The sequence below is a fragment of the Bradyrhizobium sp. HKCCYLRH3061 genome (assembly GCF_051168015.1).
Taxonomy (GTDB): Bacteria; Pseudomonadota; Alphaproteobacteria; order Rhizobiales; family Xanthobacteraceae; genus Bradyrhizobium.
In genome coordinates this window covers 1-26,723 of sequence record NZ_JBNPUE010000004.1, presented here as the reverse complement: position 1 = coordinate 26,723, position 26,723 = coordinate 1, and the positions used below count along the sequence as shown (strand labels likewise).

The 26,723-nt window shown below is 67.1% G+C and carries 19 protein-coding genes; 13 read left to right on the top strand and 6 right to left on the bottom strand.

Features of this window, described 5'->3' with window-relative positions:
- Positions 1 to 7: 7 nt before the first annotated feature.
- From ACQR2C_RS09455 to ACQR2C_RS09425, 7 genes are all read left to right on the top strand, one after another.
- Positions 8 to 757 (top strand): ABC transporter ATP-binding protein, encoded by a 750-nt coding sequence (locus tag ACQR2C_RS09455; protein WP_434880976.1) that lies wholly within the window; start codon positions 8 to 10, stop codon positions 755 to 757.
- Positions 758 to 800: 43 nt separating this feature from the next.
- Positions 801 to 1,868 (top strand): glycosyltransferase family 2 protein, encoded by a 1,068-nt coding sequence (locus ACQR2C_RS09450; protein ID WP_434880975.1) that lies wholly within the window; start codon positions 801 to 803, stop codon positions 1,866 to 1,868.
- Positions 1,865 to 3,967 (top strand): TIGR04372 family glycosyltransferase, encoded by a 2,103-nt coding sequence (locus ACQR2C_RS09445; protein WP_434880974.1) that lies wholly within the window; start codon positions 1,865 to 1,867, stop codon positions 3,965 to 3,967. Before ACQR2C_RS09450 ends, ACQR2C_RS09445 begins: the two co-directional genes overlap by 4 nt.
- Positions 3,968 to 4,158: 191 nt before the next feature.
- On the top strand, positions 4,159 to 7,050 hold the full coding sequence (locus tag ACQR2C_RS09440) for an NF038122 family metalloprotease (protein ID WP_434880973.1): 2,892 nt from the start codon (positions 4,159 to 4,161) through the stop codon (positions 7,048 to 7,050).
- A gap of 401 nt (positions 7,051 to 7,451) precedes the next feature.
- Positions 7,452 to 11,231, top strand: a complete 3,780-nt coding sequence (locus ACQR2C_RS09435; protein ID WP_434880972.1) for a S8 family serine peptidase — start codon at positions 7,452 to 7,454, stop codon at positions 11,229 to 11,231.
- A 144-nt stretch (positions 11,232 to 11,375) separates the two neighbouring features.
- Positions 11,376 to 12,533 carry a glycosyltransferase family 4 protein gene (locus ACQR2C_RS09430; protein WP_434880971.1) on the top strand — a complete coding sequence of 386 codons (1,158 nt, stop codon included), beginning with the start codon at positions 11,376 to 11,378 and terminating at the stop codon, positions 12,531 to 12,533.
- Positions 12,530 to 13,531 (top strand): glycosyl transferase, encoded by a 1,002-nt coding sequence (locus ACQR2C_RS09425; protein WP_434880970.1) that lies wholly within the window; start codon positions 12,530 to 12,532, stop codon positions 13,529 to 13,531. The genes ACQR2C_RS09430 and ACQR2C_RS09425 overlap by 4 nt, the downstream gene beginning before the upstream one ends.
- Positions 13,532 to 13,535: 4 nt before the next feature.
- On the opposite strand, the gene ACQR2C_RS09420 is transcribed toward ACQR2C_RS09425, so the two are convergent.
- The 4 genes from ACQR2C_RS09420 to rfaD are packed head-to-tail and all read right to left on the bottom strand — an operon-like array spanning position 13,536 to position 19,217.
- Entirely contained in the window at positions 13,536 to 15,449 is a 1,914-nt protein-coding gene (locus ACQR2C_RS09420; RefSeq protein WP_316180149.1) for a polysaccharide biosynthesis protein, read from the bottom strand.
- Positions 15,446 to 16,729 (bottom strand): O-antigen ligase family protein, encoded by a 1,284-nt coding sequence (locus tag ACQR2C_RS09415; protein WP_434880969.1) that lies wholly within the window; start codon positions 16,727 to 16,729, stop codon positions 15,446 to 15,448. Before ACQR2C_RS09415 ends, ACQR2C_RS09420 begins: the two co-directional genes overlap by 4 nt.
- Positions 16,726 to 18,198, bottom strand: coding sequence for a D-glycero-beta-D-manno-heptose-7-phosphate kinase (gene rfaE1 / locus ACQR2C_RS09410; protein WP_434880968.1), 1,473 nt, complete (start codon positions 18,196 to 18,198; stop codon positions 16,726 to 16,728). Before rfaE1 ends, ACQR2C_RS09415 begins: the two co-directional genes overlap by 4 nt.
- 38 nt (positions 18,199 to 18,236) lie before the next feature.
- Positions 18,237 to 19,217, bottom strand: a complete 981-nt coding sequence (gene rfaD / locus ACQR2C_RS09405) for an ADP-glyceromanno-heptose 6-epimerase (RefSeq protein ID WP_316218676.1) — start codon at positions 19,215 to 19,217, stop codon at positions 18,237 to 18,239.
- 148 nt (positions 19,218 to 19,365) lie between these two features.
- On the opposite strand from rfaD, the gene waaF reads away from it, so the two are divergent.
- From waaF to ACQR2C_RS09390, 3 genes are read left to right on the top strand one after another with little or no spacing between them, the layout of a single operon-like run.
- Positions 19,366 to 20,430 (top strand): lipopolysaccharide heptosyltransferase II, encoded by a 1,065-nt coding sequence (gene waaF, locus ACQR2C_RS09400; RefSeq protein WP_434880967.1) that lies wholly within the window; start codon positions 19,366 to 19,368, stop codon positions 20,428 to 20,430.
- A gap of 57 nt (positions 20,431 to 20,487) precedes the next feature.
- Positions 20,488 to 21,081 (top strand): D-sedoheptulose 7-phosphate isomerase, encoded by a 594-nt coding sequence (locus tag ACQR2C_RS09395; protein ID WP_434880966.1) that lies wholly within the window; start codon positions 20,488 to 20,490, stop codon positions 21,079 to 21,081.
- Positions 21,082 to 21,609 (top strand): D-glycero-alpha-D-manno-heptose-1,7-bisphosphate 7-phosphatase, encoded by a 528-nt coding sequence (locus ACQR2C_RS09390; RefSeq protein ID WP_316218673.1) that lies wholly within the window; start codon positions 21,082 to 21,084, stop codon positions 21,607 to 21,609.
- On the opposite strand, the gene ACQR2C_RS09385 is transcribed toward ACQR2C_RS09390, so the two are convergent.
- The gene (locus ACQR2C_RS09385) at positions 21,591 to 22,637 is read right to left on the bottom strand and encodes a glycosyltransferase family 4 protein (RefSeq protein WP_434880965.1); all 1,047 of its coding nucleotides are present in this window, start codon (positions 22,635 to 22,637) and stop codon (positions 21,591 to 21,593) included. The two genes, ACQR2C_RS09390 and ACQR2C_RS09385, sit on opposite strands and share 19 nt — an antisense overlap.
- A gap of 130 nt (positions 22,638 to 22,767) precedes the next feature.
- On the opposite strand from ACQR2C_RS09385, the gene galE reads away from it, so the two are divergent.
- The 3 genes from galE to ACQR2C_RS09370 all read left to right on the top strand — a co-directional run bounded on the left by galE (position 22,768) and on the right by ACQR2C_RS09370 (position 26,421).
- Entirely contained in the window at positions 22,768 to 23,781 is a 1,014-nt protein-coding gene (gene galE / locus ACQR2C_RS09380; RefSeq protein ID WP_316238900.1) for a UDP-glucose 4-epimerase GalE, read from the top strand.
- A gap of 102 nt (positions 23,782 to 23,883) precedes the next feature.
- Positions 23,884 to 25,689, top strand: coding sequence for an ABC transporter ATP-binding protein (locus ACQR2C_RS09375; protein ID WP_434880964.1), 1,806 nt, complete (start codon positions 23,884 to 23,886; stop codon positions 25,687 to 25,689).
- A 30-nt stretch (positions 25,690 to 25,719) separates the two neighbouring features.
- Complete coding sequence (locus tag ACQR2C_RS09370; RefSeq protein WP_434880963.1) at positions 25,720 to 26,421, top strand: fumarylacetoacetate hydrolase family protein; 702 nt, start codon at positions 25,720 to 25,722, stop codon at positions 26,419 to 26,421.
- Between the two features lie 57 nt (positions 26,422 to 26,478).
- On the opposite strand, the gene ACQR2C_RS09365 is transcribed toward ACQR2C_RS09370, so the two are convergent.
- A partial coding sequence (locus tag ACQR2C_RS09365) for a hypothetical protein (protein WP_434880962.1) occupies positions 26,479 to 26,723 on the bottom strand: 245 nt, incomplete at its 5' end.

The window sequence follows — 26,723 nt, the reverse complement described above, 5'->3', positions numbered from 1 at the left end:
GCCTCTCATGCCTCTGATCGAAGCCAAGCAAATCGGAATCGAGTTTCCCGTGGCGCCGCCAAACGCAAGGTCGTTCAGGCATCTGGCGATCAAGGCGGCGTCGCGCGTCGGCGGCCGCGTCTCCAAGAACGAAGGATCGTTCCAGTTCGTGCAGGCGCTGGACGACATCAGCTTCACCTTGAAGCAGGGCGACCGGCTCGGGCTGGTCGGCCACAACGGCGCCGGCAAGACCACGCTGATCCGCGTGCTGGCCGGGATCTACGAGCCTACGCGCGGCTCGTTGCGGGTGGTGGGCCGCAACGTGCCGATGTTCGACATTGGACTCGGCATGGATGAGGAGGCGTCGGGATACGAGAACATCCGGACGCGCGGCCTCATCCTGGGCCTCTCGCCCGAGGAGATCGAAGAGCGCGTGCCGGAGATCGTCGAGTTCGCGGAGCTCGGCGATTATCTCGAACTGCCGATCCGGACGTATTCGTCGGGCATGCTGCTGCGCCTGGTGTTCTCGATCGCAGCCTCGATTCACGGCGACATCATCCTGATGGACGAGTGGATCGCGGTCGGTGACGCGCAGTTCCGCAAGAAGACCCACGGCCGGCTGCAGGAGATCACGAACCGCTCGGGGATCGTCGTGCTCGCCTCGCATGATCACGGCCTGCTGCGCGACACCTGCAATCTCGGGCTCTATCTTGATGGCGGCCGCGTGAGGGCCTTCGGCGCCCTGGACGACGTTGTCAAGGAACTCCCGAAGCCGTGAGAGACAGGCATCGGGGATGATGTGCCATGACGTTCGCTGAGCCATGACTACGACGACCCGCCCAGCAACCTTGCCGACCGTCACGCTGGTCGTCCCAAACTTCAACCATGCCCGCTACCTGCCCGAGTCGCTCGGCAGCATCGCCAACCAAACCCGCCCCCCAGACCGCGTCGTCGTCATCGACGACTGCTCGACGGATGACAGCATCGCGGTCATTTCGCGCTTCGTGGCGGACCGGCCGAACTGGCGCCTGATCCGCCACGAGACCAACCAGGGCGTCGTGCGCGGTCAGAACGAGGCGCTGGCGATCGCGGACACCGAATGGATCGGCTTTCTCGGGGCCGACGACGCGCTGCATCCGACCTATCTCGAAAAGGCGATGGCACAGGCGGCCAGCCACCCCGAAGCCGGTCTGGTCTTCGCCTGCTGCGAGATCATCGGCCCTCGGGGGCCGTCCGCAAGACGGATGCTGCGGCCGATCATGCTGCCCGCATTGGCATCGACGATGCTCGCACCGGCCGACCTTCGCCAGGCGCTGCGCTTTGGCGACAACTACTTTTCCGGCACCACCTCGCTCTATCGCCGGACAGCCTTGCAGGCGCTCGGCGGATTCGACGTCAAGCTCGGCTCGTTCTCCGATGCCTTTCTCGCCCGGCGGCTGGCCTTGACCTATGGCTGCTGCTTCATCGCCGAGGCGCTCGGCTACTGGCGCATCCACGGCCAGAACTATTCGACGGCGACGGCGACCGATCCGGCTTCGCTCAACGCCAAGCTCGCCGACATCGGCGCGCTGATTGCGCAGAGCAAGTTGTTCCCCGAAGGCTATGGCGATCTATTCGCCCGGCGCAATCGCTTCGGCGCGGCGCGGATGGTGCTCGGCGGTGAAACGATGCCGTCGGCCAAGGCTGCGCGCGTATCCGCCTTGCTGGATGGCAACGCGCTCGACACGCACCTGCTTCGGGTGATGCTGAGCTTCGGGGCCGTCGGCCGCCTGGCCGCGCTGGCGTGGGTCACACTCCGGACTCGGCCGATGTCGCTGACGCGCCTGCTTGCGCAGACCGCCGCACGTCGGGCGATCTTGTCCGCCACCCCTGGCTATCGCGCGCCATGACGGCCCGCGCCCCCTTCGGCTCTCTCCGTCGCCGCCTCGGCGCCAAGGCGATTCCTGCGCCGAATAGCGCCATGGAGCAACCGTCGCCGCAGGCGCCGCGAGGCCGCTGGTCGCCGCGGGCGTGGCTGACGGCATCCGCGTTTCGTCTCTACGCGTTCCTGAGCGCGCGACGCCGGCAATTGCTGCCGCTGACCACCCGCGCCGCGAACATCGTCGACAGCAGGCTGATCGTCGCGCCGGCCGGTGCGACGATGCTCCGGCTGATGGACCGGCAATTGGCAAAGGAATCGCGACTTGGCCGTTTGCTGGCGCTAACGACATCGACCACGCTGGCCGCGGCAGCTCAGATTCACCTCGCTGCCAGCCGCAAGCCGAGCGCGCTGCGTGCGGTGCGGATCTTGAACCTGATCTTCCGCAGCAATGTGCGCGCCAGAGCCGGTGTGGGCGCGCAGGCCTATTTCACGACGCTGGCACTGTGCAGCGCCTATGACCGCATCGTGCGCGAGGTGCCGCGGCCGGAGACAATCGACAGCTTCGCGATCAATTTCGCGGCCGGCGTCGCCCACATGTATCGCGGCAATCTTCCAGTCGCGGCGCATTTCCTGACGGCGGCCGCGGCCTCGGGCGACGGCAACGCGCTGCGCAAGCTCGGCGCCGTCCATGCCCTGGCCGGCGACCACGCCCGGGCCGCCGCTTGCTTTAAGGCGTCGGTCGCGCGCGATCCCCGCTCGGTCATGGCGCACCAGAACTATGCCGGCGGCTACGATCCATCGACCTACACGCCGAGCGCCTGGGAGCTGGAGCATGCCGGCGAGCTCCTGATCTACGACAATTTGATCCAGCTCGGCGAGAACTTCTATCACCAGGGGCGCTACGAGGACACGTTCCGCAGCTATCAGGCCGCACTCGACCACCAGGATTCCTTGGCAGCCAAATGGTCGATTCCCGACGCGCTGATCGCGCGCATTGCCGGCGCCGGCAGCATCTTCGATCCCGCGCTCCCGGTCCGGCTGCTCGGCTACGAATGGGTGACGCTGATCGGCCACGTCGGCTTCATCGACTGCCATTTGCGCATGGCCGCGCTCGGCATGCTGCCGCGCGCCAACTACGTGCTGCTTGCCCCGGCAAGCAAGGTTGTCAACCAGCCATTCCTCAGGCTGTTCGATCAGCATGTCACGATCATCGAAGACCCCGCTCTCGTCGACGATCTGCTGCCCTATCAGCGGCTGGTCGGCGACCAGTTCATCGCCGTCCGGGGCAAGGACGGCATCGCCGAGCCGTGGGCTCACGCAGCGTCGCGCGCGCAGGTCGCCTGGGCCGAACAGCAGCGGCTGCCGATCGTGAAGGTCCCGTCGGAGCTGATGCAAACCGCAACGGCCAGGCTGCGTGCCGCCGGTGTCACCGCCGACTGGTTCGTCGCGATGCACATCCGCGAAGGCGGCTATCACGGCGACGGACCCGGCACCACGCGCCAGCATCGCTCCGCCAATGTCGGCGACTACCTCGACGCCATCGCCGCGATCACCGCACGCGGCGGCGCCGTGGTCAGGCTCGGCGATCGCAGCATGACGCCGCTGCGCGGCATGGCAGGCGTCTTCGACTACGCCCACAGCGACATCAAGTCGGCGGAGATGGACCTCTATCTTTGCGCTGCCGCCCGCCTGTTCGTCGGCACGACATCGGGCCTGACCACCGCCGTGCAGGCGCTGGGAACGCCGATGCTGCTCGTCAACTGCATCTCCAACGACTGCCAGTTCTGGCATGAGCGCACCGACTTCACCGTGCGCCCGGTCTATGACCGGCGCGCGCGGCGCTACCTCTCGCTGCGCGAGACCTATCGCCAGCCGCTGCAGGCACTGCTGATCGACACCGCCGTGCTGGCGCGCCACGGGCTCGAAATTCACCCGAATACCGCGCAGGACATCACGGCAGCCGTCCGCTACAAGCTCGATTGCCTGGACGGGATCGGCCGGCCCCTGCGTGAGGGCGGGCCACAGCTCGATCGCTATCGCGCCGCGCTCAGCGGCAACCCCTATAATTTCGGTGCTGCACTACCGGTCCCTGCGTTCCTGGACCGCCTGCCTGAGCTGCTGGATTGAACGCGTAAGCGAACCTCGGTTCGATGAACGCCCGCGACAGCCATCGCCGGTCGTTTTCCGGGGCTTCGGAACGCCCATTAACCTCCGAGCAAGATCGTTGCCCTGTAACTTGGGACGGTCACGATTCGACTCGGCAGCGTGTCGATACGGTCGAGCCATGCGCCCTCACGCGATGAGCCGGAACTGAGGCAATGCCTGGAGCATCCAACTTACAGTCGGTCACGACTTCACCTCCATACGACGCGGGGGTACCCCCGCCGTCGAATCCCGTGGAGCTGCCCGACGAGGCGGTCGAGGCGCAGCTTGCGCAGGGCGACTTCGGCGGGATTGGCGCGGTCACCTCGGTGAGCGCCGGCGGACTGACGATCAATCTGCTGTTCGACACGGCGGCGATGAATGCACCGGCGAGCTTTCGCGCCGGCATTCAGCAGGCCGCCGCGATCCTCACCTCGATGATCTCGGACCGCATCACCGTCAACATCAAGATCGACTATAGCGGCGTCGGCGGCGGCGCGGCAGCCGGTCCTGACGGCGGCCAGTGGATGGGCTATTCGAGCGTCAGGTCCAACCTGATCAACTATGCCAGCCCAGGCGACACCACCTTCAATGCCCTGCCGGCGGGATCCAGCATCCAGGGACAGTCCTACGTCGCGGTGTGGAATTCGCAGCTCAAGCTGTGGGGCGGGCTCGGCGCCAACGATGCGACCACCGACGACGGCAGCGCGACCTTCGCCACCGACATCAATTCGAACCTGCTGGTCGGCGTGGCGCTGCACGAGCTGACGCACGCCTTCGGCCGCGTGCCCTACGGACCGCAGCCCGACGTCTTCGATCTGTTCCGCTTCTCCAGCCCCGGCGTGCGGCTGATGACCGGCGGCGCTACGGCGGGGACCGCCTATTTCTCCCTCGATGGCGGCTATACCAAGCTCGCCGATTACGGCCAATCCTCGGACCCCAGCGACTTCCTGAACAGCGGCGTGCAGGGCGGCAACGATCCGTTCAACGAGTTCTACACCTACAGCACGCTGCAGACGCTGACGGCCGTGGACCTCAAGCAGATGGACGCGCTCGGCTTCCATCTCGTTTCCGCAACGCCGGTGACGATCGAGGCGCTGGGATCGACCAGCCTGGTCCAGCTCGGACTAAGCTATTTCCTCAATCCGGTCGGCGGCGGCACGGGGCCGCAGATCAAGTTCGGCGGCAGCGTCGTCCAGCCCGGACAATTGGGCGGCTGGACCCCGATCGCGGGCGAGGCCAACGGCGGCGGCTATCAGGTCGCCTGGAAGATGACGGGCGCGGACCTCTACACGGTGTGGAACGTCGACAGCAGCGGCAACTACACCGGCAACGCCATCGGCGGCGTCTCGGGAGGCACGGCCGCATTCGAGGCGTTCGAGACGTCCTTCCACGAGGACTTGAACGGCGACGGCATGATCGGCATCCCGACAACGGTCATCGAGGCCGTGGGATCGACCAGTCTCGTCCAGGCCGGCAACGGCTATTTCCTCAATCCCGTAGGCGGCGGCACGGGCCCGCAAGTCAAGTTCGGCGGCGCCAACCTGGTGGTCGGCCAGCTCGGCGGCTGGACTCCGATCGCGGCCGACGTCGTCGGCAGCGGCTATCAGATCGCCTGGAAGATGGCCGGCGCCAATCTCTACACGGTCTGGAACACCGACGGCAGCGGCGCCTATACGGGCAACGCGATCGGCGCGGTCAGCGGGACGGACAGCGGACTCGAAGCGCTCGAGACCAACCTCCACCAGGACCTGAACGGCGACGGCACGATCGGCATTCCGACCACGGTCATCGAAGCCCTGGGATCGACCAGCCTCGTCCAGTCCGGATCCAGCTACTACCTGAACCCGGTCGGCGGCGGCACAGGTCCCCAGGTCAAGTTCGGCGGCTCCGTCCTCGTCGTCGGTCAGCTCGGCGGCTGGATGCCGATTGCGGCGGACACCGTCGGTGGCGGCTATCAGATCGCCTGGAAGATGACGGGCGCGGACCTCTACACGGTCTGGAATACCGACAGCAGCGGCGCCTATACGAGCAACGCGATCGGCGCCGTCAACGGCACCAACAGCGGTCTGGAAGCGCTGGAGACCAACCTCCATCAGGATCTGAACGGCGACGGCACGATCGGCATCCCCTCGGCCGTGATCGAAGCGCTGGGATCGACGAGCCTGGTGCAATCCGGTTCGACCTACTTCCTCAATCCGGTCGGCGGCGGCACCGGGCCGCAGATCGCGTTCGGCGGCAGCGTCGTCACCGTGGGCCAGCTCGGCGGCTGGAACCCGATCGGCGCGGAGAGCTCCGGCGGCGGCTACCTGGTCGCCTGGAAAATGGCTGGCGTCGACCTCTACACGGTCTGGAATACCGACAGCAGCGGTGCTTACGTCAGCAATGCAATCGGCGCCGTTCCGGGCGGCTCGGCAGCGCTGGAGACGCTGGAGACAAGCTTTCATCAGGATCTGAACGGCGACGGCACCATCGGTGTGCCCGCTCACGTCGCAGCGGGCACGCAAGCCCTGACGCTGGCCGGTGGCCCGGACGTGGTCCTGACGGTGTCCGGCAGCTTCGGCGGCTCCCTGATCGGGTTCGGCGGCAACGGCGATCAGATCGACCTCAGCAGCATCGCCTTTCATTCGCTGCAGGCGCATTTCGACGACAGCAGCGGGCTGCTGTCGCTCAGCGACGGCGCGAGCAGCACCTCGTTGCATTTCCTCGGACCGCTGTCGCAGGACAGCTTCCGTTTCACCGATGACGGCCAGGGCGGCACGATGATCTCGGCGGCCGCGGGTCCGGCGAGCGGCCCCGCTCCGCAAGCCGTCTCCCTGGCAGGACACGACACCTTCGTCTTCGCCGAGCATTTCGGCCAGGTCAGCGTCGCCGACTTCCATCTGGGCAGCGACACGATCGTCATCAGCCACGAGCTTTTCGCGAATCAGGCGGCGCTGTTGGCGTCGATTCACGACGATGCGGCCGGCAACGCCGTCATCACCGATGCCGCGCACGACACCATCACCGTCCAGCACGTCACGACGGCGGACCTGCTGACCCATTTGTCCAGTTTCCACCTGGTCTGATCGGCGCCCTTAATCTTCGGGGCGGGCTCGCGGGGAGCAAATCCCTGCTGTGCCCGCTCCGATCTCTGCCCCCGTCCGGAGTTGCCCCTGCGAAGGCTGGCTTGGGCCCGCGGCAATAGCCGCCTCCCCGGACACAATCAATAGTTGAATTCGATCGAACAGATCGAACAATGACGTATGGCCGAAGCGGCCATTCTTCGGTACCATTTTATACAAGATCGGGGGGCATCACTGCCCGATGCTTCAATTCCATCCCGCCTGTCGGCCTCGAGGACAGGATCACCATCGTTGCATGCATGCTTTACGAATCCGGCCGTACCGAAGACATTCCTGACCGCTGGCGTGAAGCCGCCCAGTCCCTCATTTTCGATCCTGCTGCTGGCCAACGTCACGAGTTGCATGTGCAGCAGCCTGCTGCGGACGCCGCAGACGAAGCCAAGCCGGCCCCCGCCATCGCGCAGGTCCAGCATGGCCCGGCCGAGCTGATCGATCCTGCAGCCCCGGCGCCAAGCGCTGATGCTCCGAGCGAGACGCCCAGCCTCCTCGCGCACGGCGACGCCGAGGCAACGGTGGTCACACAACTCTTCGACGTGAGCGCGCAGGCCCAGGCGGCGGCCGAGCCAACGGCTCGGACGGTGGTGGCCGGCTCGACCTGGCAAGTCACCCAGGAGACGTCCCTCCATCCGGCCACGCCGATTGCGGACAGCTCCGTCGAACCGGCGCATGCCGGGCAGAGTGCCAGCGCGAGCGGCGTCGTCCTGTCGATCAGCGTCGAGATGTGGTCAGGCGCCAGCGCATCGCTGCAGACATGGTCGTTCGGCAGCCTCGGAAAGCCCGCGACGGCGCACGCCGGACCGAGCGGCGAGCCGGCGCCATCGCTCCAGGACGCAGTGACGGAAGCCATCGCCTCGGCGGTCAGTGCACAAGGCGCGACCAGCGCCCAGGTCGTTCAGGCGCTCGGCGGCAACTCCACGGGCGTGACGGGAGCCGGCATCAAGATCGGCGTTCTCTCCAGCAGCTTCAACAATCTCGGCGGCGCCGCTGCGGACGAAGCCAGCGGAGCCTTGCCCTCGGCCTCCAAGATTCAGATCCTCAAGGACATGCCATCGAGCGGGACGGACGAAGGCCGTGCGATGATGCAGGTCATCCACGATATCGCGCCTGACGCCAGTCTCGCCTTCTACACCGCGTTCCAGAGCGAGCAGGATTTCGCCGACGGCATCATCGCGCTCGCCAATGCCGGCTGCAAGGTCATCGTCGACGATGTGAGCTATTCGGACGAGCCATTCTTCCAGAACGGCATTGTCGCCCAGGCCATTCAGACCGTTCAGGCCATGGGCGTGACCTATGTGACGTCGGCCGGCAACAACGGCAGCTCGGCCTATCAGACGTCCTGGACCTCGACCTCGGGCAGCATCGGCGGAAAGTATTTCGATGGCAATGCACTGAGCTTCGGCGGCAGCATCGCGCAGACGATCACCGTGACCGCAGGCGCGAACCTGCTCGTGCAATGGGACCAGGCTTGGGGTCAAGACACGTCACATCTCGCGGTCGACGTGTTTCAGAATGGACAGTTCCTCGGATACGTTGCGAACAATTCGCTGAATCCGTGGGTTGGTTTGCATTTCTCGGTCTCGGGCACCTACCAGATCGTGATCGCCAACACGGGATTTACTCCTCCTTCCACGATCAAGGAGATTTTGGCAGGCAACGGCCTCCCGGTCTCCATCAGCGGCGCCAATGTCGGGACGGTCTTCGGTCACGCGATGACGCCGGGGGTGATCACCGTCGGAGCCGTCAATGCCGCCAACACGCCGGCCTTTGGCGCAACACCGGTCTCGGAAAGCTTTTCATCGTCCGGCGCCGGGACCGAGATCCTGTTCGCCAACGACGGCACGCGCCTTGCGACGCCGCTCCAGCTCAGCCCGGTCGTGGTCTCCGGCATCGACAACATCTCGACGACCGTCACGGGAATGACCGACTTCTACGGCACCTCCGCAGCCGCGCCGAGCGTTGCCGCGATCGCGGCCTTGATCCTGACGGCCAATTCGACGCTGAGCTACGCCGACGTCTCGGAGATCCTGCAGCAGACCGCGGTGCCGATGGCCAATCCGGCAGTCGCCGGCGCGGGTCTCGCCCAGATCAATCCCGCGGTCGGATCGGCCCCCTATTTCGCCAACACCATCGTCGAGGCGCTCGGATCGATCAGCCTCGCCCAGGTCGGTGTCATCTACGATCTCAACACCATCGGTGCGAGCACATCGGTGGCGCTGCGGTTCAACGGCGCCAACGTCGTCGTTCACCAGCTGAGCAACTGGATGCCGATCGGCGTCGAGGCCAACGGAGGCGGCAGCTACGAAGTCGCCTGGAAGTTTCAGGGGCAGGATCTCTACACCGTCTGGAACGTCGACAGCAGCGGCAACTACACCGGCAACGCGATCGGCGCCGTCTCCGGAAGCTCGTCCGCTTTCGAGACATTTGAGACGTCGTTCCATCAGGACCTGAACGGCGACGGCACGATCGGCGTCGTCAGCACCGTCATCGAGGCCGCGGGGGCCACGAGCCTGGTCCAATCCGGCAACGGCTATTTCCTCAATCCGGTCGCAGGCGGGACGGGCCCGCAGGTCAGCTTCAACGGCAGCACCGTCAGCCCCGGGCAGCTCGGCGGATGGGCACCGATCGCGGCCGAAGCCGTCGGCAGCGGCTATCAGATCGCCTGGAAGATGGCGGGCAGCGATCTCTACACCGTCTGGAACGTCGACAGCAGCGGCAACTACACGGGCAACGCCATCGGCGCAGTCAATGGGGCCAGCAGCGCGCTCGAGGCGCTGGAGCCGAACTTCCACCAGGACCTGAACGGCGACGGCACGATCGGCATTCCGAGCACGGTCATCGAGGCCGCGGGTTCGACCAGCCTGGTGCTGGCCGGGTCGAGCTATTTCCTCAATCCCGTCGCCGGCGGCACCGGTCCGCAGATCATGTTCGGCGGCAGCATCGTGACCGTCGGTCAGTTCGACGGCTGGGCGCCCATCGCCGCGGAGACGTCCGGCAGCGGCTATGAGATCGCCTGGAAGATGGCCGGCGCCGATCTCTACACCGTCTGGAACGTGGACAGCAGCGGCAACTATACCGGCAACGTGATCGGCGCGGTTGCGGGAAGCTCCGCATCCCTGGAAGCGCTGGAGCCCAGCTTCCACCAGGATCTGAACGGCGACGGCACCATCGGCGCCCCAAGCGTGACACCCAGTGGCAGCGTGATCGAAGCGCTCGGGTCGACCAGCCTGTCGCTGTCGGGCACGACCTATCTGATGGCGCCGGTGTCGGGGGGGACCGCAACGCAGGTGATGTTCGGCGGCAACGTCGTCGTTGCCGGCCAGCTCAGCGGCTGGGCGGCGATCGCTGCGGAGGCCTCTGGCAGCGGCTATCAGGTTGCCTGGAAGATGGCCGGCACCGACCTCTACACGGTCTGGAACACCGATAGCAGCGGCAACTATACCGGCAACGCGATCGGCGCCGTTTCCGGCAGCTCGTCGTCCCTTGAAGCCCTCGAGACCAGCTTCCATCAGGACCTGAATGGCGACGGCACGATCGGGATCCCGACCATCGGCTCGGTGACGGCGAGCGCAGAGGCGGCCACGACGTCGAGCGCGGCCGACCTTGTCCTCGCCGCGCCTTCCTTCAGCGGCAATCTCATCGGATTCGGCGGCACGGCCGCTCAGATCGATCTCAAGAGCATCGCCTTCACGTCGCTTCAGATGCATTTCGACGAGACCAGCGGGCTGCTGTCGCTGAGCGACGCGTCCAACAGCGCGTCGCTGCACTTCGTCGGCCCATTGTCGCAGGACAGCTTTCACTTCGCAGCCGACGGCCAGGGCGGCACGCTGATCTCCGGGACCTCGATCTCCGGCGCGGCGTCCTCATCGGTGTCGCTGCAGGGACATGACACCTTCGTGTTCGCCGAGCATTTCGGTCAGGTGACGGTCTCTGACTTCAATCCCGGCACCGACCAGATCGTGTTCAGCCAGAGCATCTTCGCGGAGCAGTCCGCACTGCAGGCCGCCATCCATGACGACGCGGCGGGCAACGCCGTCATCACCGATGCGGCACTCGACACCATCACCATCCAGCACGTGTCGGCGGCCGAGCTGCTGTCCCACCTGTCGAGCTTTCATCTGGTCTGAGACCGGGGCGGCATTCCGAGGGCCGCCCCTCATCGTCGTCGGCACCGGCGGGCGGTTTTCCGCCCGTCGCAGGACAGATAACGGCTCGCGCGAGGGCCGCTCTTGGCCTATACGGCGCTTCGACCGCCCAAGACCGTGAGTTCGATGTCCCTGCCCCGCTCCGCTTCGCCGCGCCGCCTGCTGTACGTGGCCAACGAGGACTACGCCTTCCTGATGCATCGCCTGCCGATGGCGCGCGCGGCGCGCGAGGCCGGCTACGAGGTGCATGTCGCGACCAACGTCAACGCCGGCGCCGCCGCGATCGCCGCCGAGCGGTTCGTGCTGCATCCGATCCCGTTCCGGCGCGGCGGGCTGTCGCCGTCATCAGCCCTGCCCACGATCCGCGCGATCCGCGCCGTCGAGGCTGCGATCAGGCCCGACGTGGTGCATCATTCCGGGCTGCAATCGAGCGTGCTCGGCTCGCTCGCCACGCTCGGACGCACCACGCCCGTCGTCAACGCCATGACCGGGCTCGGCTATGTCTTCACCTCGGCGAGCTGGCGCTCGCGCCTGCTCAAGCAGAGCCTGCTGTGGCTGCTGCCGCGGCTCATGAACCGGACACCGAGCTGCGTGCTGGTGCAGAATCCGGACGATCGCGAAGCACTTCAAGCCATGGGCGTCCGCGGCGACAAGATCACGCTGATCCCGGGGTCAGGCGTCGACACCGACCGCTTCCAGCCGCTGCCGGAACCGGACGGGCCGATCACCTTCGGTTTTGCAGGACGGCTGCTCACCGACAAGGGCGTGCGCGCCCTGGTCGCCGCGCACCGCATGCTGCGCCAGCAGGGCCGCAGCGACCAGTTGCTGATCGCCGGCTCCCCCGATCCGGCCAATCCCGCCTCGGTCTCGGCCGAGGAGGTCGAGGCCTGGCGGAACGAACCCGGCATCACCCTGCTCGGCCAGATCAAGGACATCACCGAGCTCTGGCGGCGCTGCCACATCGCCGTGCTGCCATCGCATCGCGAAGGTCTTCCGGTGAGCCTGCTGGAGGCTGCCGCCTGTGGCCGGCCGCTGATCTCCACCGATGCGCCGGGCTGCCGCGAGATCGCGATCCATGGCCAGACCGGGCTCTCGGTGCCGGTCGAGGACGCGGCCGCGCTGGCGCAGGCCATGGCGCAACTGGCGACATCGCCGGAGTTGCGCGCGCGCTACGGCACGGCGGCCCGTCAACTGGTCGAGGACAAGCTCTCGGCCAGGATCATCGGCCGCTCGGTGGTCGCGCTCTATGACCGCCTCACCGCGGCGCCGGACGCGCGCGGATGATCGCCCATCCCACCGGAGTCCTCGCCGCCATCGCCGTGCTCGCGGCCGCGATGTGCGGTGTGCTGATCGTGCTGCTGCGCCCGGTGCTGCAGCGCTACGCACTGGCGCGGCCCAACGCGCGCTCGTCGCACAAGATCCCCACGCCGCAGGGCGCCGGCATAGCCGTGGTCGGCGCAACGCTCGTGGTCGGCGGCGCCTTTGCCTCCGCGATGGGCTTTGCACCGCTGCTGATGCTGTTCATCGCGGTGCCGATGCTGGCGCTGGTCGGCCTGGTCGACGACATCAGGCCGATCCCGGTGCTGCCGCGCTTGATCCTGCAGGGATTGGCCGTTGGCCTCGTCGTATTCACCGCGCCTGACGATCTCAGGCTGTTTCCGATCCCGCTGGCGATCGAGCGCACGCTGCTGCTGATCGCGGGCCTGTGGTTCGTCAACCTCGTCAACTTCATGGACGGGCTCGATCTGATGACCGTGGCTGAGGCGGTGCCGATCACGGCGACGCTCGTCCTGTTCGGCCTCTCCGGTGAACTGCCCTGGCCGGCGACCGCCATTGCTGCGGCGCTGGGTGGCGCCATGCTCGGCTTTGCGCCCTTCAACCGTCCCGTCGCAAAGGTCTTTCTCGGCGATGTCGGCAGCCTGCCGATCGGGCTGCTGCTCGGCTGGGGCCTGCTCCATCTGGCCTGGCAGGGCTCCATCGCCGCTGCGCTGCTGCTGCCGCTGTACTATCTGTTCGACGCCACTTTCACCCTGTTGCGGCGGATGGCACGGCGCGAGCCGTTCTGGGCGGCGCACCGCACGCATTTCTATCAACAGGCCACCGATAATGGCTTCACCGTCTCGCGCGTCGTCAGCGAGGTGTTCATCCTCAATGTCGTGCTTGCGACCCTCGCAGCCATTTCGGTCGCACAGCGTTCCATGCCGGCCGACGCCATCCTGCTCGCATTCGGTCTCGGCGCCGTCACCTGGGTGTTGAGCCGCTTTTCGCAGTCACGCCATTGAAGGCTCAGGCCGCGCTCGAGCCGAATTCCGGCACAGCATCCTTCAGCACCGACTTGATCGTCACCGGATCATTGCGCGCGATCGCCTGATCGAGCGCCGCGATCCAGGCCTTCAACGTCGGCATCGGCGGCTCGTTCGGGTTGGCGGCCATGATGCCGGCGACGCCGATCTCGACCGGCGGCTCCTCGCTCGCAAACAGGATCTCGTTGAGGCGCTCGCCGGGCCGGATACCCGTGAACACGATCTCGACGTCGTAGCCCGGCTGCAGGCCGGACAGGCGGATCATGCGTTCGGCCAGCTCGACGATGCGGACCGGCTGGCCCATGTTCAGCACATAGACCGAGACATCCGGGCGCTGCGGCGCCAGCGCATGCGATGCCGCCGTGATCACGAGATCGCAGGCCTCGCGGATGGTCATGAAGTAGCGCACCATATCCGGGTGCGTCACCGTCACCGGGCCACCCGCCTCGATCTGGGCCTTGAACTTCGGCACCACCGAGCCGTTCGACGCCAGCACGTTGCCGAACCGCACCGAGATCAGCCGCATCGGCGGCCGTCCGGCCGGCCGGTCGGCAAGCTGGCGGTCGAGCGCCTGGCAGTACATTTCGGCGAAGCGCTTGGTGAGGCCGAGCATCGACACCGGCTCGATCGCCTTGTCGGTCGAGATCATCACCATGGCCTCCGCCCCTGAGGCCACCGCGGCATCGGCCACGTTGATCGAGCCGAAGATGTTGGTCTTGACGCCCTCGCTCCAGTCGCGCTCGAGGATCGGCACATGCTTCAGCGCCGCCGCGTGGAACACCAGATCCGGCTTGAACTCTCCGATCAGCGCGAACACCCGGTCGCGATCGCGGATGTCGGCAATGCGCCCCTCGACCGCGACGTTCGCCTCGGGATCGGCCGCGAGCGCCTCGGTGATCGCATAGAGCGCCGGCTCCGAATTCTCCAGAATGAGCAGCCGCGCCGCGCCGAACGCCACGACGCGGTGGCAGATCTCGGCCCCGATCGAACCGCCGCCGCCGGTCACCACGACGGCTTTGCCGCGCACCAGCGCTTCCAGCCGGCCGTAGTCGATCTTCTCGCTCGGCCGCAGCAGGAGGTCCTCGACCGCGACCGGCGCGAGCCGCGGCGCATCGCCGCTCTCCAGCGACGGCAGGCGGCTCACGATCAGGCGCAACCGGCGCGCCCGCATCAGGAAGGTCTCCGGATGGCAGTCGGGCTCGAACGCCGTCGGCATCATCAGGGCGCGCGCGATCGGCCGGTCCCGCCGGGCAAAGTCGGCCGCGACATCCTCGACGTCGTCGATGCCGCCCAGCACCGGCACGCCGCGGATCAACTGGCCGCGGTCGGCGGCCGACGGCGAGAGAATGCCGATCGGCCAGATCCGCTTGACCGCGCCGCTCTCGATGCCGCGCAGCACGACCTCGGCATCGGCCGCACGGCCGATCAGGAGCGCGGGCGCCGCGTCCTCCGACCGCGCGTGCCGCCGGACCCGCGTGTAGCGGAAGTAGCGATAGGCGAACCGCAGCGCGCTCAGCGCAAAGATCTCAAGGAACCAATAGAGAATGATCGTGAGCTTGCCGAAGAAGAAGGTGCCGCGGACGTTCGGCGCGACGATGATGTAGTCGAGCACCAGCAGCGCCAGCGTCAGCACCGTCGCGACGCGGACGATGTTGAGCGCGTCCGGCAACGAGATGAACCGCCATTTCGTCGTCAGCAGGTTCGAGAAGTAGAAGACGACGAAGCTGAAGGCGATGAAATATGGCAGGATCTGAAAGAGCAGCGGCACCCGCTCCCAGAAGGTGCTGGCGCCCTCGAAGCGGATGTAGAACGCGGCGAACAGCGCGACGACGCTGACCAGGAGGTCATGCGCGGCAATCAGCATATTCCGATAGGTCAGTTGAGACGGACGCGTCATGGTTCGAGCGTCCCTTGCACCGTGTCAGCAGACGTCCGCAATTGCAGCACCATTCCGCCGGCCACGCCGACGCCGATGACATACATCCACCCCTCGTGGAAATCGAAGATGTGGGAGTTGAACAGCGAGGTGAAGATGTTCTGCACCACCACGAGCAGCCCGATCCAGGCCACGAGCCCGTCACCGCGGAACAGCAGAAGATGCGCCGCCCACATCGCGTAGAGAATCACGATCCCCAGCGCGCCCCATTGGACCGCGACGTAGAGCGTCTGGTTGTGCGGGTTGCCGACCACCTGGCTCGATGAGAGGTCGCGCGACCCGCTCGCGGCCAGCTCGAACAGGTGACGCGTCGAGCCCGAGCCGTGTCCGATCAGCGGCGCGTCGGCCAGGAACCGCAACGACTTGCGCCAGAATTCGAGCCGCTCGCCGATCGACGTCACGGCGCGATCGTTCCTGTAGTCCTGATATTGGCTCGTGAACGTCGCCACCTTGCCCTGCAATTGCGGGGACACGGTCCATGCCGCGAGGCCCAGCGCAAGGGTAACGGCCGCGATCAGCAGGTTGGCGCGCCATTTCAAGTGGATCAGCCCGAACACCGCGAGCAGGATCGGGATCGTCACCAGCGCGGTGCGCGACACCACGATGAAGATCATGTTGGCGAGGAACGCGACCATGATCGCGGTGAGCAGGCCCGCCGGCACGAAGCGGCGAGCACGCAGCAATTGGGCGATCGGATAGGCCAGCGCCACGGCGCAGAGCGAGAACTCCTGGCCCTGGTCGATGTAGTTCTTCACGAAGATGCCGCGATCGGCGTTGGCCTTGAGCGCAAGCGCCGGATTGAACGCGACCGCGGTCGACATCGCGACCATCAGCACGCAGGAGGCGAGAAACGCGGTGAAAACCCACAGCCCGCGCTCCGACCGCTGGAAATGATAGAGCAGCGCCGGCAGCACCAGGAGCTTCGCCGCCGGTCCCACCGCGTAGAACCGCGCGCCCCACGCCACGTCCGACCACAGCGTTCCGACCAGCGCCAGCAGGAACAGCGCGATCGGCGCCAGCGAGATCGGCCGCTTCAGGACCTGCAGCAGACGTTCGACGTCGAGAAACGGCAGCATCGTGATCAGCATGACCACGCCGAGGATCGATACCAGCGAGGTCGACCACGGCAGCGAGGCGGCCAGCAGAATGGCCACGACATCGACGGTCGTCCGCCACGCCGCCGGATCGCGCCAGCGGCTCGCCAGCAGCGCCGGGCCGGGATGACCTGCCAGCGTGCTCATCGCGCCTCGCTCCGGGCGCGATCGACCAGCGCCGTCGTGCTGTGCCCTTTCAGGATGTCGATCAGGATCACCTCACCGCCGCCGGCCTCGACGACCTCGTGCCCCACCACCTGCTCGCGCGTGTAGTCGCCGCCCTTGACCAGGACGCTCGGCCGGACCAGCTCGATCAGGCGCAGCGGCGTGTCCTCCGCGAAGATGGCGACGAGATCCACCGCCTCGAGCGCGGCCAGCACCTCGGCGCGCGCGCGCTCGTCCTGCACGGGACGGCTCTCGCCCTTCAGCCGCTTGACGGAAGCATCGCTGTTCAGACCGACCACGAGACGGTCGCAGGCGGCGCGCGCCGCGGTCAGCACCTTGACGTGGCCGGGATGCAGAATGTCGAAGCAGCCGTTGGTGAAGCCGACGCGCAGGCCCTCTCCCCGCCATCCCTCGACACGGGCGGCGAGTTCGTCGTCGCTCTCGATGATCTTCTCCTCGGCCGCGCGATAGGCATGCGGCAGGATCTTTCGGCGCAGTTCGGCCGACGTCACGCTGGCGGTGCCCTGCTTGCTGACGGCCACAGCCGCCGCGGCGCTCGCCATCCGCAACGAATCCTCCCAGGCGGCGCCCGCCGCGAGCGTCGCGGCAAGCACGGCGACGACCGTGTCGCCGGCGCCGGAGACGTCGCGCACCTTCACGGGATAGGCCGGCACGTGAATCGGATCGCCCTCGCGCGGGACCAGCGTCATGCCGCGCTCGCTCTGCGTCACCAGGATCGCCTCGCAGTCGGCGAGATAGATCGCATCCTGCGCGGCCGCGGCGATCTCGTGATCGGTCTCGGCCCGGCTGCGGGTCGCTTCCGAAAACTCCTTGCGGTTCGGCGTCAGCACGCTCGCGCCGCGATAGATCGCGAGATTGGCGCTCTTGGGATCGACGATGACGCGCTTGCCGGCCTTGCGCGTCGCGTCGATGACGTTGCGCAGCACGCGCGCCGTCAGCACGCCCTTGGCGTAGTCGGACAGCAGCACGATGTCGGCCCGTGCGATCAGCGGCAGGATGGCCTCGATCAGCTTCTGCTCGATCTCGCCGGACGCCGGTGCGGCGCGCTCCCAGTCGGCGCGCAGCATGTGGGTGGAGAAATGTTCGGAGACGAAGCGCACCTTGCGCGTCGTCGGGCGCGAAGGATCGCGCACCAGCACGCTCTCGATGCCAGCTTCCCTGGCGAGCTCGGCCTCGAGCTGGCCGCCAGCCGCATCCTGCCCGACAAGGCCGACGAAGATGCAGCGGGCACCGAGCGCGGCGATGTTGCGCGCGACGTTGCCGGCGCCGCCGATATTGGTCTCGCTGCGCTGGACCGCGATCACCGGCGCCGGGGCCTCGGGGGAAATCCGCGACACCTCGCCATAGACGAACTCGTCCAGCATGAGGTCGCCGATGCACAGCACCGTCTGGCGGGCGATCGCTTGCGAGAGATCGTCAAAGTCGAACATCAGCGGCAGTCTCGGTGCAATGGTCGGAACCAGATCGTCTAGCGGAAGCGGTCGGAGGAATCGAGATAATCTCGGACATAACCGGCGACCGCATCCTCGAGCGACGTGAAGCCGCCGTTGTAGCCGGCGGCCAACAGCCGGTCGACGTTGCTCTGGGTGAAGTACTGGTAGCTGCCGCGAATCGCTTCGGGCATGTCGATGTACTCGATCCGCGGCGTCGCACCGAGCGTGGCATAGGCCGCGAGCATCATGTCCTTGAAGCTGCGCGCCCGGCCCGTGCCGACGTTGAACAGGCCCGACACGGAGGGAGAAGCCAACAGCCACAGCATCACGCGAACGACGTCGTCGACATGGATGAAGTCGCGGCGCTGGTCGCCATCGGCGATGCCTTCGCGGTGCGACTTGAACAGCTGCAAGGTGTGCCCGGCCTTGATGTCGTCGAAGCGTCGGGTCAGCACGCTCATCATCGATCCCTTGTGGTACTCGTTGGGACCGAACACGTTGAAGAACTTCAACCCGGCATATTGCGGCGGCAGCCGCTCGCCGCGCTCGGCGCGCGCAGCGACCGCCATGTCGAACAGATGCTTGCTCCAGCCGTAGAGATTCATCGGCCGCAGCGTCCTCAGCGCGGTGAGCGACGGATCATCGACGAAGCCCTGCGCGCCGTCGCCATAGGTCGCCGCCGACGAGGCGTAGATGAACGGCGTGGTGTTCGCCGTACACCAATCGAGCAGCCGCAGCGAACTGCGGAAGTTGCGCTCCATCACCAGGTCGCCGTCGACCACCGTGGTCGCGGAGATCGCGCCCATGTGCAGGACGGCCTCGAGCCTGCGACCCTTCAGCCAGGCGTCCAGATCGGATGGCGGCACGACGTCCGCCAGTTGCCGCTTGGCGAGGTTGCGCCACTTGCCCTCGCTGCCGAGCGTGTCGCAGACGACGACATCGGTGCGGCCCGCATCGTTCAGCGCCGCAACCAGATTCGATCCGATAAACCCGGCGCCGCCGGTCACCAGCAACATTCAGCAACCCGTCCTGATCCCGAAAACCCCGGCCCTCGCGTAGCGCATGCGACGGCAAAGTGTAAGCGCTTTGGTGACGGCCCGCTCGGCCCACTTTACGTGCGGCGGCCGAGCGGCTACCAGCGCGCCTGAGCCAGGCAGACAAAGAATGAATTCGAATTCGACCAAGGTGGAGGTGGACACCGCGGACACCAGCCCTATCCTGATCATTCCCTATATGTGGATCGGCGATTTCGTGCGCGGCCATACCGTGGTGCGGGTGCTCAAGGAGCGCTGGCCGAACCGGCCGGTCGACCTGCTGGTGACCTCGCTCTGCGCCCCGCTGGTGGATTACATGCCCGGCGTCCGCTCCGGCATCGTCTGGGACCTGCCGCGCAGCCGGCTGGCGCTCGGCCGGCAATGGCAGCTCGCTGCGATGTTGCGCGAACGCCACTATCGGACCGCCCTGGTGATGCCGCGGACCTGGAAATCGGCGCTGGCGCCCGCGCTCGCCGGCATCCCCGAGCGCGTGGGCTTCGTCGGCGAGGTCCGCTTCGGCCTGCTCAACCGCTGGCGCTGGGGCGAGAAAGCGCTCCCCCGCTTCATCGACAAGAATGCCGCGCTGGCGCTGCCCGACCGGGCGCCGCTGCCGCCGGAATGGCCCGTCCCGCAGCTGCGGGTGCCTCAGGACGACGTCGCACGCTGGCGCGAGGCCCATGGCCTGGGGAACCGCCCGGCCGTAGCACTGGCTCCGGGGTCGGTGGGCGCCGCCAAGCGCTGGCCTTTTTACGGCGAGGCGGCCCGGCTGCTGCGCGAGGCCGGCCTCGACGTCTGGGTGGTCGGCGGCCCAGGCGAGAAGGCGCTGGCCGCCGAGATCGTCGCCACCGGCGGCCCTGCCGTCCGGGACCTGACCGGAACCGACCTGCGCAACGGCATCCTGGCCATGGCCGCGGCCGGCGTCGCCATCTCCAATGATTCGGGGCTCATGCACATCGCCGCGGCGCTGGGGACGCCGACCATGGGCATCTTCGGCCCGACCAGCCCGTACCATTGGGCGCCGCTGAACGGCCTCGCGGCGACGGTCCAGACCAGGACCCAGCTCCCATGCCAGCCCTGCCACCGGCCAGTCTGCAGGATGAACGACCACCGCTGCATGCGCGAGATTCCGGCAACCGACGTCGCCGCCATCGCCCAGCGGGTCCTTGCCGATGCGGCGATACCGGTCGCGCCCTAGCTTGCGGAGCGGCACCGCGCCCCATACACCGGCCCTGACGTAACCCGAGCCGCCACCGTGACCCGCGCATCCGACCCGATCGCCAGCCATCTCGCCCGCTCCCGCGCCGCCATGGAGCGCGCGGCCGACGATGCCGCGATGCTCGCCTGCGCCGGGCGGATCGCTGCGACTATCATCGCTGCGCTGCGCGGCGGCCACAAGCTGCTTATCGTCGGCAACGGCGGCAGCGCGGCGGATGCGCAGCACATCGCCGCCGAGATCGTCGGCCGCTACAAGCAGGAGCGGCCGGCTTATGCCGCGATCGCGCTGACCACCGACACCTCGGCGCTGACCGCGATTGGCAACGACTACGGCTTCGATCACGTCTTCGCCCGCCAGGTCGAAGGGCTCGGCGCGCCCGGCGACGTGCTGCTGGCGATCTCGACCTCCGGCCGGTCGCCGAGCATCCTCAACGCGCTGCGCAAGGCCCGTGAGCGCGGACTGAGCACGGTCGGCTTCACCGGCGCCAAGGGCCTCGCGATGGGCGAATTGTGCGACGAGTTGCTGGTCGCGCCGAGCGACGACACGCCGCTGATCCAGCAGATCCACCTCGCCACCGCGCATGGCATCTGCGAGGTGATCGAGGCGACGCTGATGCGGGACGAGGGCTAGATGACGACCGATCAGCTCAAGCCGGCGGCGTTTCTCGACCGCGACGGCGTCATCAATCACGACGACAATTACATCGGCTCGCCCGATCGGATCCGCTGGATGCCGAATGTGGCCAATGCGATCCGGCGGCTCAACGACTCCGGCTATCACGTCTTCCTGTTCACCAACCAGTCCGGCGTGGCGCGCGGGCTGTTCTCGGAGGACGACGTTCTCAGCCTGCACGACTGGATGCGGGCCGAGCTCGCGGCGCAGGGGGCCGTCATCGACGACATCCGCTACTGCCCCTATCACACCGAAGGCTCGGTCGAGCGCTATCTGCGCGAGCATCCCTGGCGCAAGCCGGCGCCGGGCATGATCCTCGATTTGATGCAGCACTGGCCGATCCGGCGCGAGGGCAGCTTCGTGATCGGCGATCGCGCCTCCGACATCGCCGCGGCCGAAGCCGCCGGCCTGCCTGGCTTCCTGTTCGCCGGCGGCGACCTCGACGCGTTCGTCGCCGACATCATCGCTCAGACCAGTCCGCGATAGACGGCGGCGATCTTGTCGGCCTCGACCTCGAGGCTGAACCTCTCCACTACGCGCTGCCGCGCCCGCTCGCCCATCTCCCGCGCCGCCGCCGGATCCTGCATGAGCGGCTCCAGCGCCGCGACCAGCGCATCGACATCGCCCGGCGGCACCAGCACGCCGGTGACGCCCTCCTCCACCACGATCTCCGCCGCGCCGGCGCGCGCTGCGACGAGCGCTGCGCCTGCCGCCATCGCCTCGATCAAGGTCAGGCCAAAACCTTCGTTGCGCGAGGTGAAGGCGTAGATCGTCAGGCGCTGGTACCAGCGCTGCACCTCGGCGATGTCGAGCTCGCCGGTGATGACGATGCGCTGCTCCAGGCCGGCGGCGGCGATCTGCTTCTTCAACTCGCTCGCAAACGGCATCTGCTCGGGCGTCACGGCGCCGACCAGCACGGCGGCAAAATCGGGATAGCGCGGCAGCAGCCGGCACATGGCGGCGACGAACACGTCGCTGCCCTTCTGTGCACGGACGCGGCCGAAGCAGCCGATGGCGTATTTGCCCGGCAGGCCGCTCTCGGCGAAGGCCGCGGCGCGATCCACCGGCGGCGCATAGATCTCGGTGTCGACGCCGTGCGTCACCACCGTCGCTTCGCGTTTGAGATAGGACGCCGAGATGTCGCTGGTGGCGATGATCGCGTCCATGCGGCGGATCAGCCAGCGCGTGATCCAGCTGTGATGGCGCTGCGCGGCCGAGGTGAACACCAGCTTCAACGGCCAGCCTAGCGCCCGCAACAACACGCCGACGATCATCTCGTCGTTGCGGCGCGCGTGCCAGATCAGCGGCCGCCGCCGGCCCCACAGCTTGAACAGATCGGCCGCTCCGATCCGCGCAATCCCCTCCGGCGCGTAGGAGCCGAGCCATGCCGCGCGCACGCGCTGCGCCAGCTTCGGCGCCACCATCCGGTTGGTCGCGGTCACGCCGGAATAGCGCCGGTGCAGGTTGGGCACGATGACGTCGAGATCGGCGGCAGAAACAGACTCGGCTTGCACTACTCACTCCAATTGCAGCGGTTCCCTATACGCAACATTAAGCATCGCCGCCAGTTCGCTATGCACGCAACAGGTCCTTCATTTCGCGGGCGTTAGTCTGCGGCAAAACAAACAGGGATCGCGTCAAACAATGACCGTGCTCGTGACCGGCGGCGCCGGCTATATCGGCAGCCACATGGTGCTCGCGCTGGCGGAAGCCGGCGAAAGCGTCGTGGTGATCGACAACCTCTCGACCGGCTTCTCCGCCTTCGTGCCCGACGGCGTGCCGCTGTTCATCGGCGATGCCGGCGACGAAAATCTCGTGGACGGCGTCATCAGCCAGCACGGCGTCGACAGCATCATCCATCTGGCGGGCTCGGTCGTGGTGCCGGAATCGGTGCGCGATCCGCTGCTCTACTACCGCAACAACACCATGACCACGCGCAGCCTGTTGAATGCGGCAGTCGCGCGCGGCGTCAGCCGCTTCGTGTTCTCCTCGACCGCCGCGGTCTACGGCAATCCGGACGAGGTGCCGGTGCCCGAGAGCGCGCCGACCCGGCCGACCTCGCCCTACGGCACCTCGAAGCTGATGGCCGAGATCATCCTGCACGACGTGGCGTCGGCACATGACCTCAACTACGTGGTGCTGCGCTACTTCAACGTCGCCGGCGCCGATCCGTTCGGACGCAGCGGGCTTGCGACCGTCGGCGCGACGCATCTGATGAAGATCGCGATGGAGGTCGCCACCGGCCAGCGCGCCAAGATCGACATCTTCGGCACCGACTATCCGACCCCCGACGGCACCTGCATCCGCGACTTCATCCATGTCTGCGATCTCGCCCAGGTGCACCGCTCCGCGCTGGCCTATCTGCGCACCGGTGGCGGCTCGGTCACGCTGAATTGTGGGTACGGCCGCGGCTATTCCGTGCTCGAGACCATCGAGGCCGTCCGGCGCGTCTCCGGCCGCGCCATTCCCGTCCAATACGCGCCCCGCCGCCCCGGCGACATCATGAGCATGGTCGCCGACACCAGCCGTTTGAAGGCGCTGCTCGACTGGACCCCGACCTATGACGATCTGGAGACGATCGCCGCCCACGCGCTGGCCTGGGAGGAGAAACTGTTCCTGGAACGCCACAGCGGCGCGCTGCAGCGGGCCTCGGCCTAGAATCAAGCACTTAGCCGGAGGCCGGGGGGCTTGAAAAAGCCGCCCCGAGCGGGCAAGCACACTTGGCCGCCCAGCGATTTGCCTCGGCGGCCAGGGACCAGAATGGCCGAATTTCCGAAGAAGATCACTGACGATCCCTATGGCGCCGCGATCCTGATCCGCCGCCTGGTGATGCAACAGGGCATCGTCTACTGGCGGCGCTATCTCACCGCCTTCGCGCTGATGGCGGTGGCGGCCGGAGCGAGCGCCGCGGCGACCTACGTTCTCGGCCAGGTCATCAACAAGGCCTATGTCGAGAAGAGCATTCCGGGCATCGTCGTGCTCTCCGGCGTCACCGTGCTGTTGCTGTTCGTCAAGGGCGTGACCACCTACGGCTACGCCGTCATCCTGTCCAAGATCTCCAACGCCATCCTCGCCAACAATCAGCGGCAGCTGTTCGCCAAGCTGATGAACGAGAGCGTCGGCTTCTTCTCCGAGCGCCATTCGTCGGAGTTCCTGGCGCGGCTCACCTCCGGGGCCAAGTCGATCACCGACATCCTCAACATGCTGATCAACGCCATCGGGCGCGATCTCGTGACCCTGATCGCCATGATCGGCGTGATGGTCATGCAGGATCCCTGGATGTCGCTGCTCGGCCTGCTCGTGGTGCCGCCGGCGATGCTGGTGCTGCGCAAGCTGGTCAAGCGCATCAAGGGCCTCGCCTACAACCAGTTCACCGGCACCGCCGACATCCTCGAGACGATGCAGGAATCGCTGCAGGGCATCCGCACCGTCAAGGCGTTCACGCTCGAGGACACGATGCGCGCGCGGATCGACGAGAACATCGCCGTGGTCGAGCGCAACGCCAACAAGATGGCCCGCGTCTCCAACCGCTCCAACCCGCTGATGGAGATGCTCGGCGGCTTCGCCGTCGCCGGCTGCCTGATGTATGCCGGCTACTCGGTGGTCGCGCTCAACGCCACGCCGGGCCAGTTCTTCTCCTTCATGATCGCCTTCCTGATGGCGACCGAGCCGGCGAAGCGGCTGGCGCGGCTGAACATCGACCTCAACAGCCAGCTCGTCGGCGCCCGCATGCTGCTCGAGGTGGTCGACAGCCCCGCCAGCGAGCAGCCTGATGACGACAAGCCGGCGCTGAAGCTCAGCGACGCCAAGATCGAGCTGCGCGACGTCTCCTTCGCCTATCGCGGCAACGAGACGGTGCTCAACCGCATGAGCTTCGTCGCCGAGCCCGGCAAGGTCACCGCGCTGGTCGGCCCGTCCGGCGGCGGCAAGTCGACGGTGCTGGCGCTGCTGCTGCGGTTCTACGAGGCGACCGCGGGCGACATCCTGATCGACGGCCAGTCGATCGCGCAGGTGTCGCGCCGCAGCTTGCGCGCGCAGGCCGCCTATGTCGGCCAGGACGTCTATCTGTTCCGCGACTCGATCCGCGCCAACATCGCCTTCGGCAAGCCTGACGCCACCGAGGCCGAGATCATCGAGGCGGCGAAGGCGGCCTGCGCGCACGATTTCATCATGGGCTTCCCGCTCGGCTACGACACGCCGGTCGGCGAGCACGGCACCCAGCTCTCCGGCGGCCAGCGCCAGCGCATCGCGGTTGCCCGCGCCCTGATCCGCAATGCCCCGATCATCCTGCTCGACGAGGCCACCGCGGCGCTGGATTCCGAGTCGGAGCGCCAGGTGCAGGAGGCGATCGAGCATCTCTGCCAGAACCGCACCACCATCGTCATCGCGCACCGCCTGCACACGATCATGAACGCCGACGCCATCCTCGTCGTCGAGGCCGGCGAAATCGTCGAGCGCGGCCGGCATGACGATCTGTTGCGCCGTGGCGGCCGCTATGCTTCGTTCTTCCGCCTGCAACAGCGCGACATGGGGCCGAACGTCATCCCCATGACCGCGACCTCCTGATTGTCCATTTCACTGCACCCGAGATCATTCATGAGCGCCTCCACCGTCATTCCGGCCCTGCCGCAGCCGTCCCTGCCCGTCGTGGGCGAAGCCGGCGTGTTTCCCGTCCGCCGCATCTGGTGCGTCGGCCGCAACTATCTCGAGCACATCCGCGAGATGGGCAATGACGAGCGCGATCCGCCGTTCTTCTTCGCCAAGCACGCCGACATGCTGGCGCCCGAGGGCGCCGTGATCCCCTACCCGCCGCTGACCCAGGACATGCATCACGAGGTCGAGCTGGTGGTCGCGATGAAGAGCGGCGGCCTGAACATCCCGACCGACAAGGCGCTCGACCAGGTCTACGGCTACGCCGTCGGCATCGACCTCACCCGCCGCGACCTGCAGCTCGCCTCCCGCAAGATGCAGCGCCCCTGGGAGGTCGGAAAGTCGTTCGACCATTCCGCGCCCTGCTCCGCCATCCAGCCCGCCGCCAAGATCGGTCACCCGGCGAAGGGCAAGATCTGGCTGTCGGTCAACGGCACCGAGCGCCAGACCGGCGACCTCTCCGAGCTGATCTGGAACGTGCCGGAGATCATCTGGAAGCTGTCCCAGCAGGTCGAGCTCGCCGCCGGCGACATCATCATGACCGGCACTCCCGCCGGCGTCGCGGCCGTGGTGGCCGGCGACAAGATCGAATGCGGCGTCGACGGCGTCGGCACGCTGAAGGTGAGCATCGGGCCAGCGGCGAAGTAAGGCGCCAACGCCTCCAAGCTTCGAACGACAAAAAGGCCGCGCCCCGCGCGGCCTTTTTCATTGGGGGCAAGTCGCCGAGAGCACGAACACGCCCGCCGCTCTGGCGGCCCAGTCCCCTCGCGGCGGGCAATCCGAACTGACGATCGGCGTGCTGCGCTCGCCTCTTTCCAGGTCGTCATGGCCGGGCTTGTCCCGGCCATCCACGTCGCTCGGCATGCGCAGGACGACGTGGATGCCCGGGACAAGCCCACGGCTGTCCGGTTCAGACAGACTGGACATGGTGCATGGCGTGGATTCTTCTG

What these genes read in the sequence shown, in the direction of transcription:
- ACQR2C_RS09455 (WP_434880976.1), top strand. Translation starts at nt 8, where the DNA reads ATGCCTCTGATCGAAGCCAAGCAAATCGGAATCGAGTTTCCCGTGGCG.
- ACQR2C_RS09450 (WP_434880975.1), top strand. Translation starts at nt 801, where the DNA reads ATGACTACGACGACCCGCCCAGCAACCTTGCCGACCGTCACGCTGGTC.
- ACQR2C_RS09445 (WP_434880974.1), top strand. Translation starts at nt 1,865, where the DNA reads ATGACGGCCCGCGCCCCCTTCGGCTCTCTCCGTCGCCGCCTCGGCGCC.
- ACQR2C_RS09440 (WP_434880973.1), top strand. Translation starts at nt 4,159, where the DNA reads ATGCCTGGAGCATCCAACTTACAGTCGGTCACGACTTCACCTCCATAC.
- ACQR2C_RS09430 (WP_434880971.1), top strand. Translation starts at nt 11,376, where the DNA reads ATGTCCCTGCCCCGCTCCGCTTCGCCGCGCCGCCTGCTGTACGTGGCC.
- ACQR2C_RS09425 (WP_434880970.1), top strand. Translation starts at nt 12,530, where the DNA reads ATGATCGCCCATCCCACCGGAGTCCTCGCCGCCATCGCCGTGCTCGCG.
- ACQR2C_RS09420 (WP_316180149.1), bottom strand. Translation starts at nt 15,449, where the DNA reads ATGACGCGTCCGTCTCAACTGACCTATCGGAATATGCTGATTGCCGCG.
- ACQR2C_RS09415 (WP_434880969.1), bottom strand. Translation starts at nt 16,729, where the DNA reads ATGAGCACGCTGGCAGGTCATCCCGGCCCGGCGCTGCTGGCGAGCCGC.
- rfaE1 (WP_434880968.1), bottom strand. Translation starts at nt 18,198, where the DNA reads ATGTTCGACTTTGACGATCTCTCGCAAGCGATCGCCCGCCAGACGGTG.
- rfaD (WP_316218676.1), bottom strand. Translation starts at nt 19,217, where the DNA reads ATGTTGCTGGTGACCGGCGGCGCCGGGTTTATCGGATCGAATCTGGTT.
- waaF (WP_434880967.1), top strand. Translation starts at nt 19,366, where the DNA reads ATGAATTCGAATTCGACCAAGGTGGAGGTGGACACCGCGGACACCAGC.
- ACQR2C_RS09390 (WP_316218673.1), top strand. Translation starts at nt 21,082, where the DNA reads ATGACGACCGATCAGCTCAAGCCGGCGGCGTTTCTCGACCGCGACGGC.
- galE (WP_316238900.1), top strand. Translation starts at nt 22,768, where the DNA reads ATGACCGTGCTCGTGACCGGCGGCGCCGGCTATATCGGCAGCCACATG.
- ACQR2C_RS09375 (WP_434880964.1), top strand. Translation starts at nt 23,884, where the DNA reads ATGGCCGAATTTCCGAAGAAGATCACTGACGATCCCTATGGCGCCGCG.
- ACQR2C_RS09370 (WP_434880963.1), top strand. Translation starts at nt 25,720, where the DNA reads ATGAGCGCCTCCACCGTCATTCCGGCCCTGCCGCAGCCGTCCCTGCCC.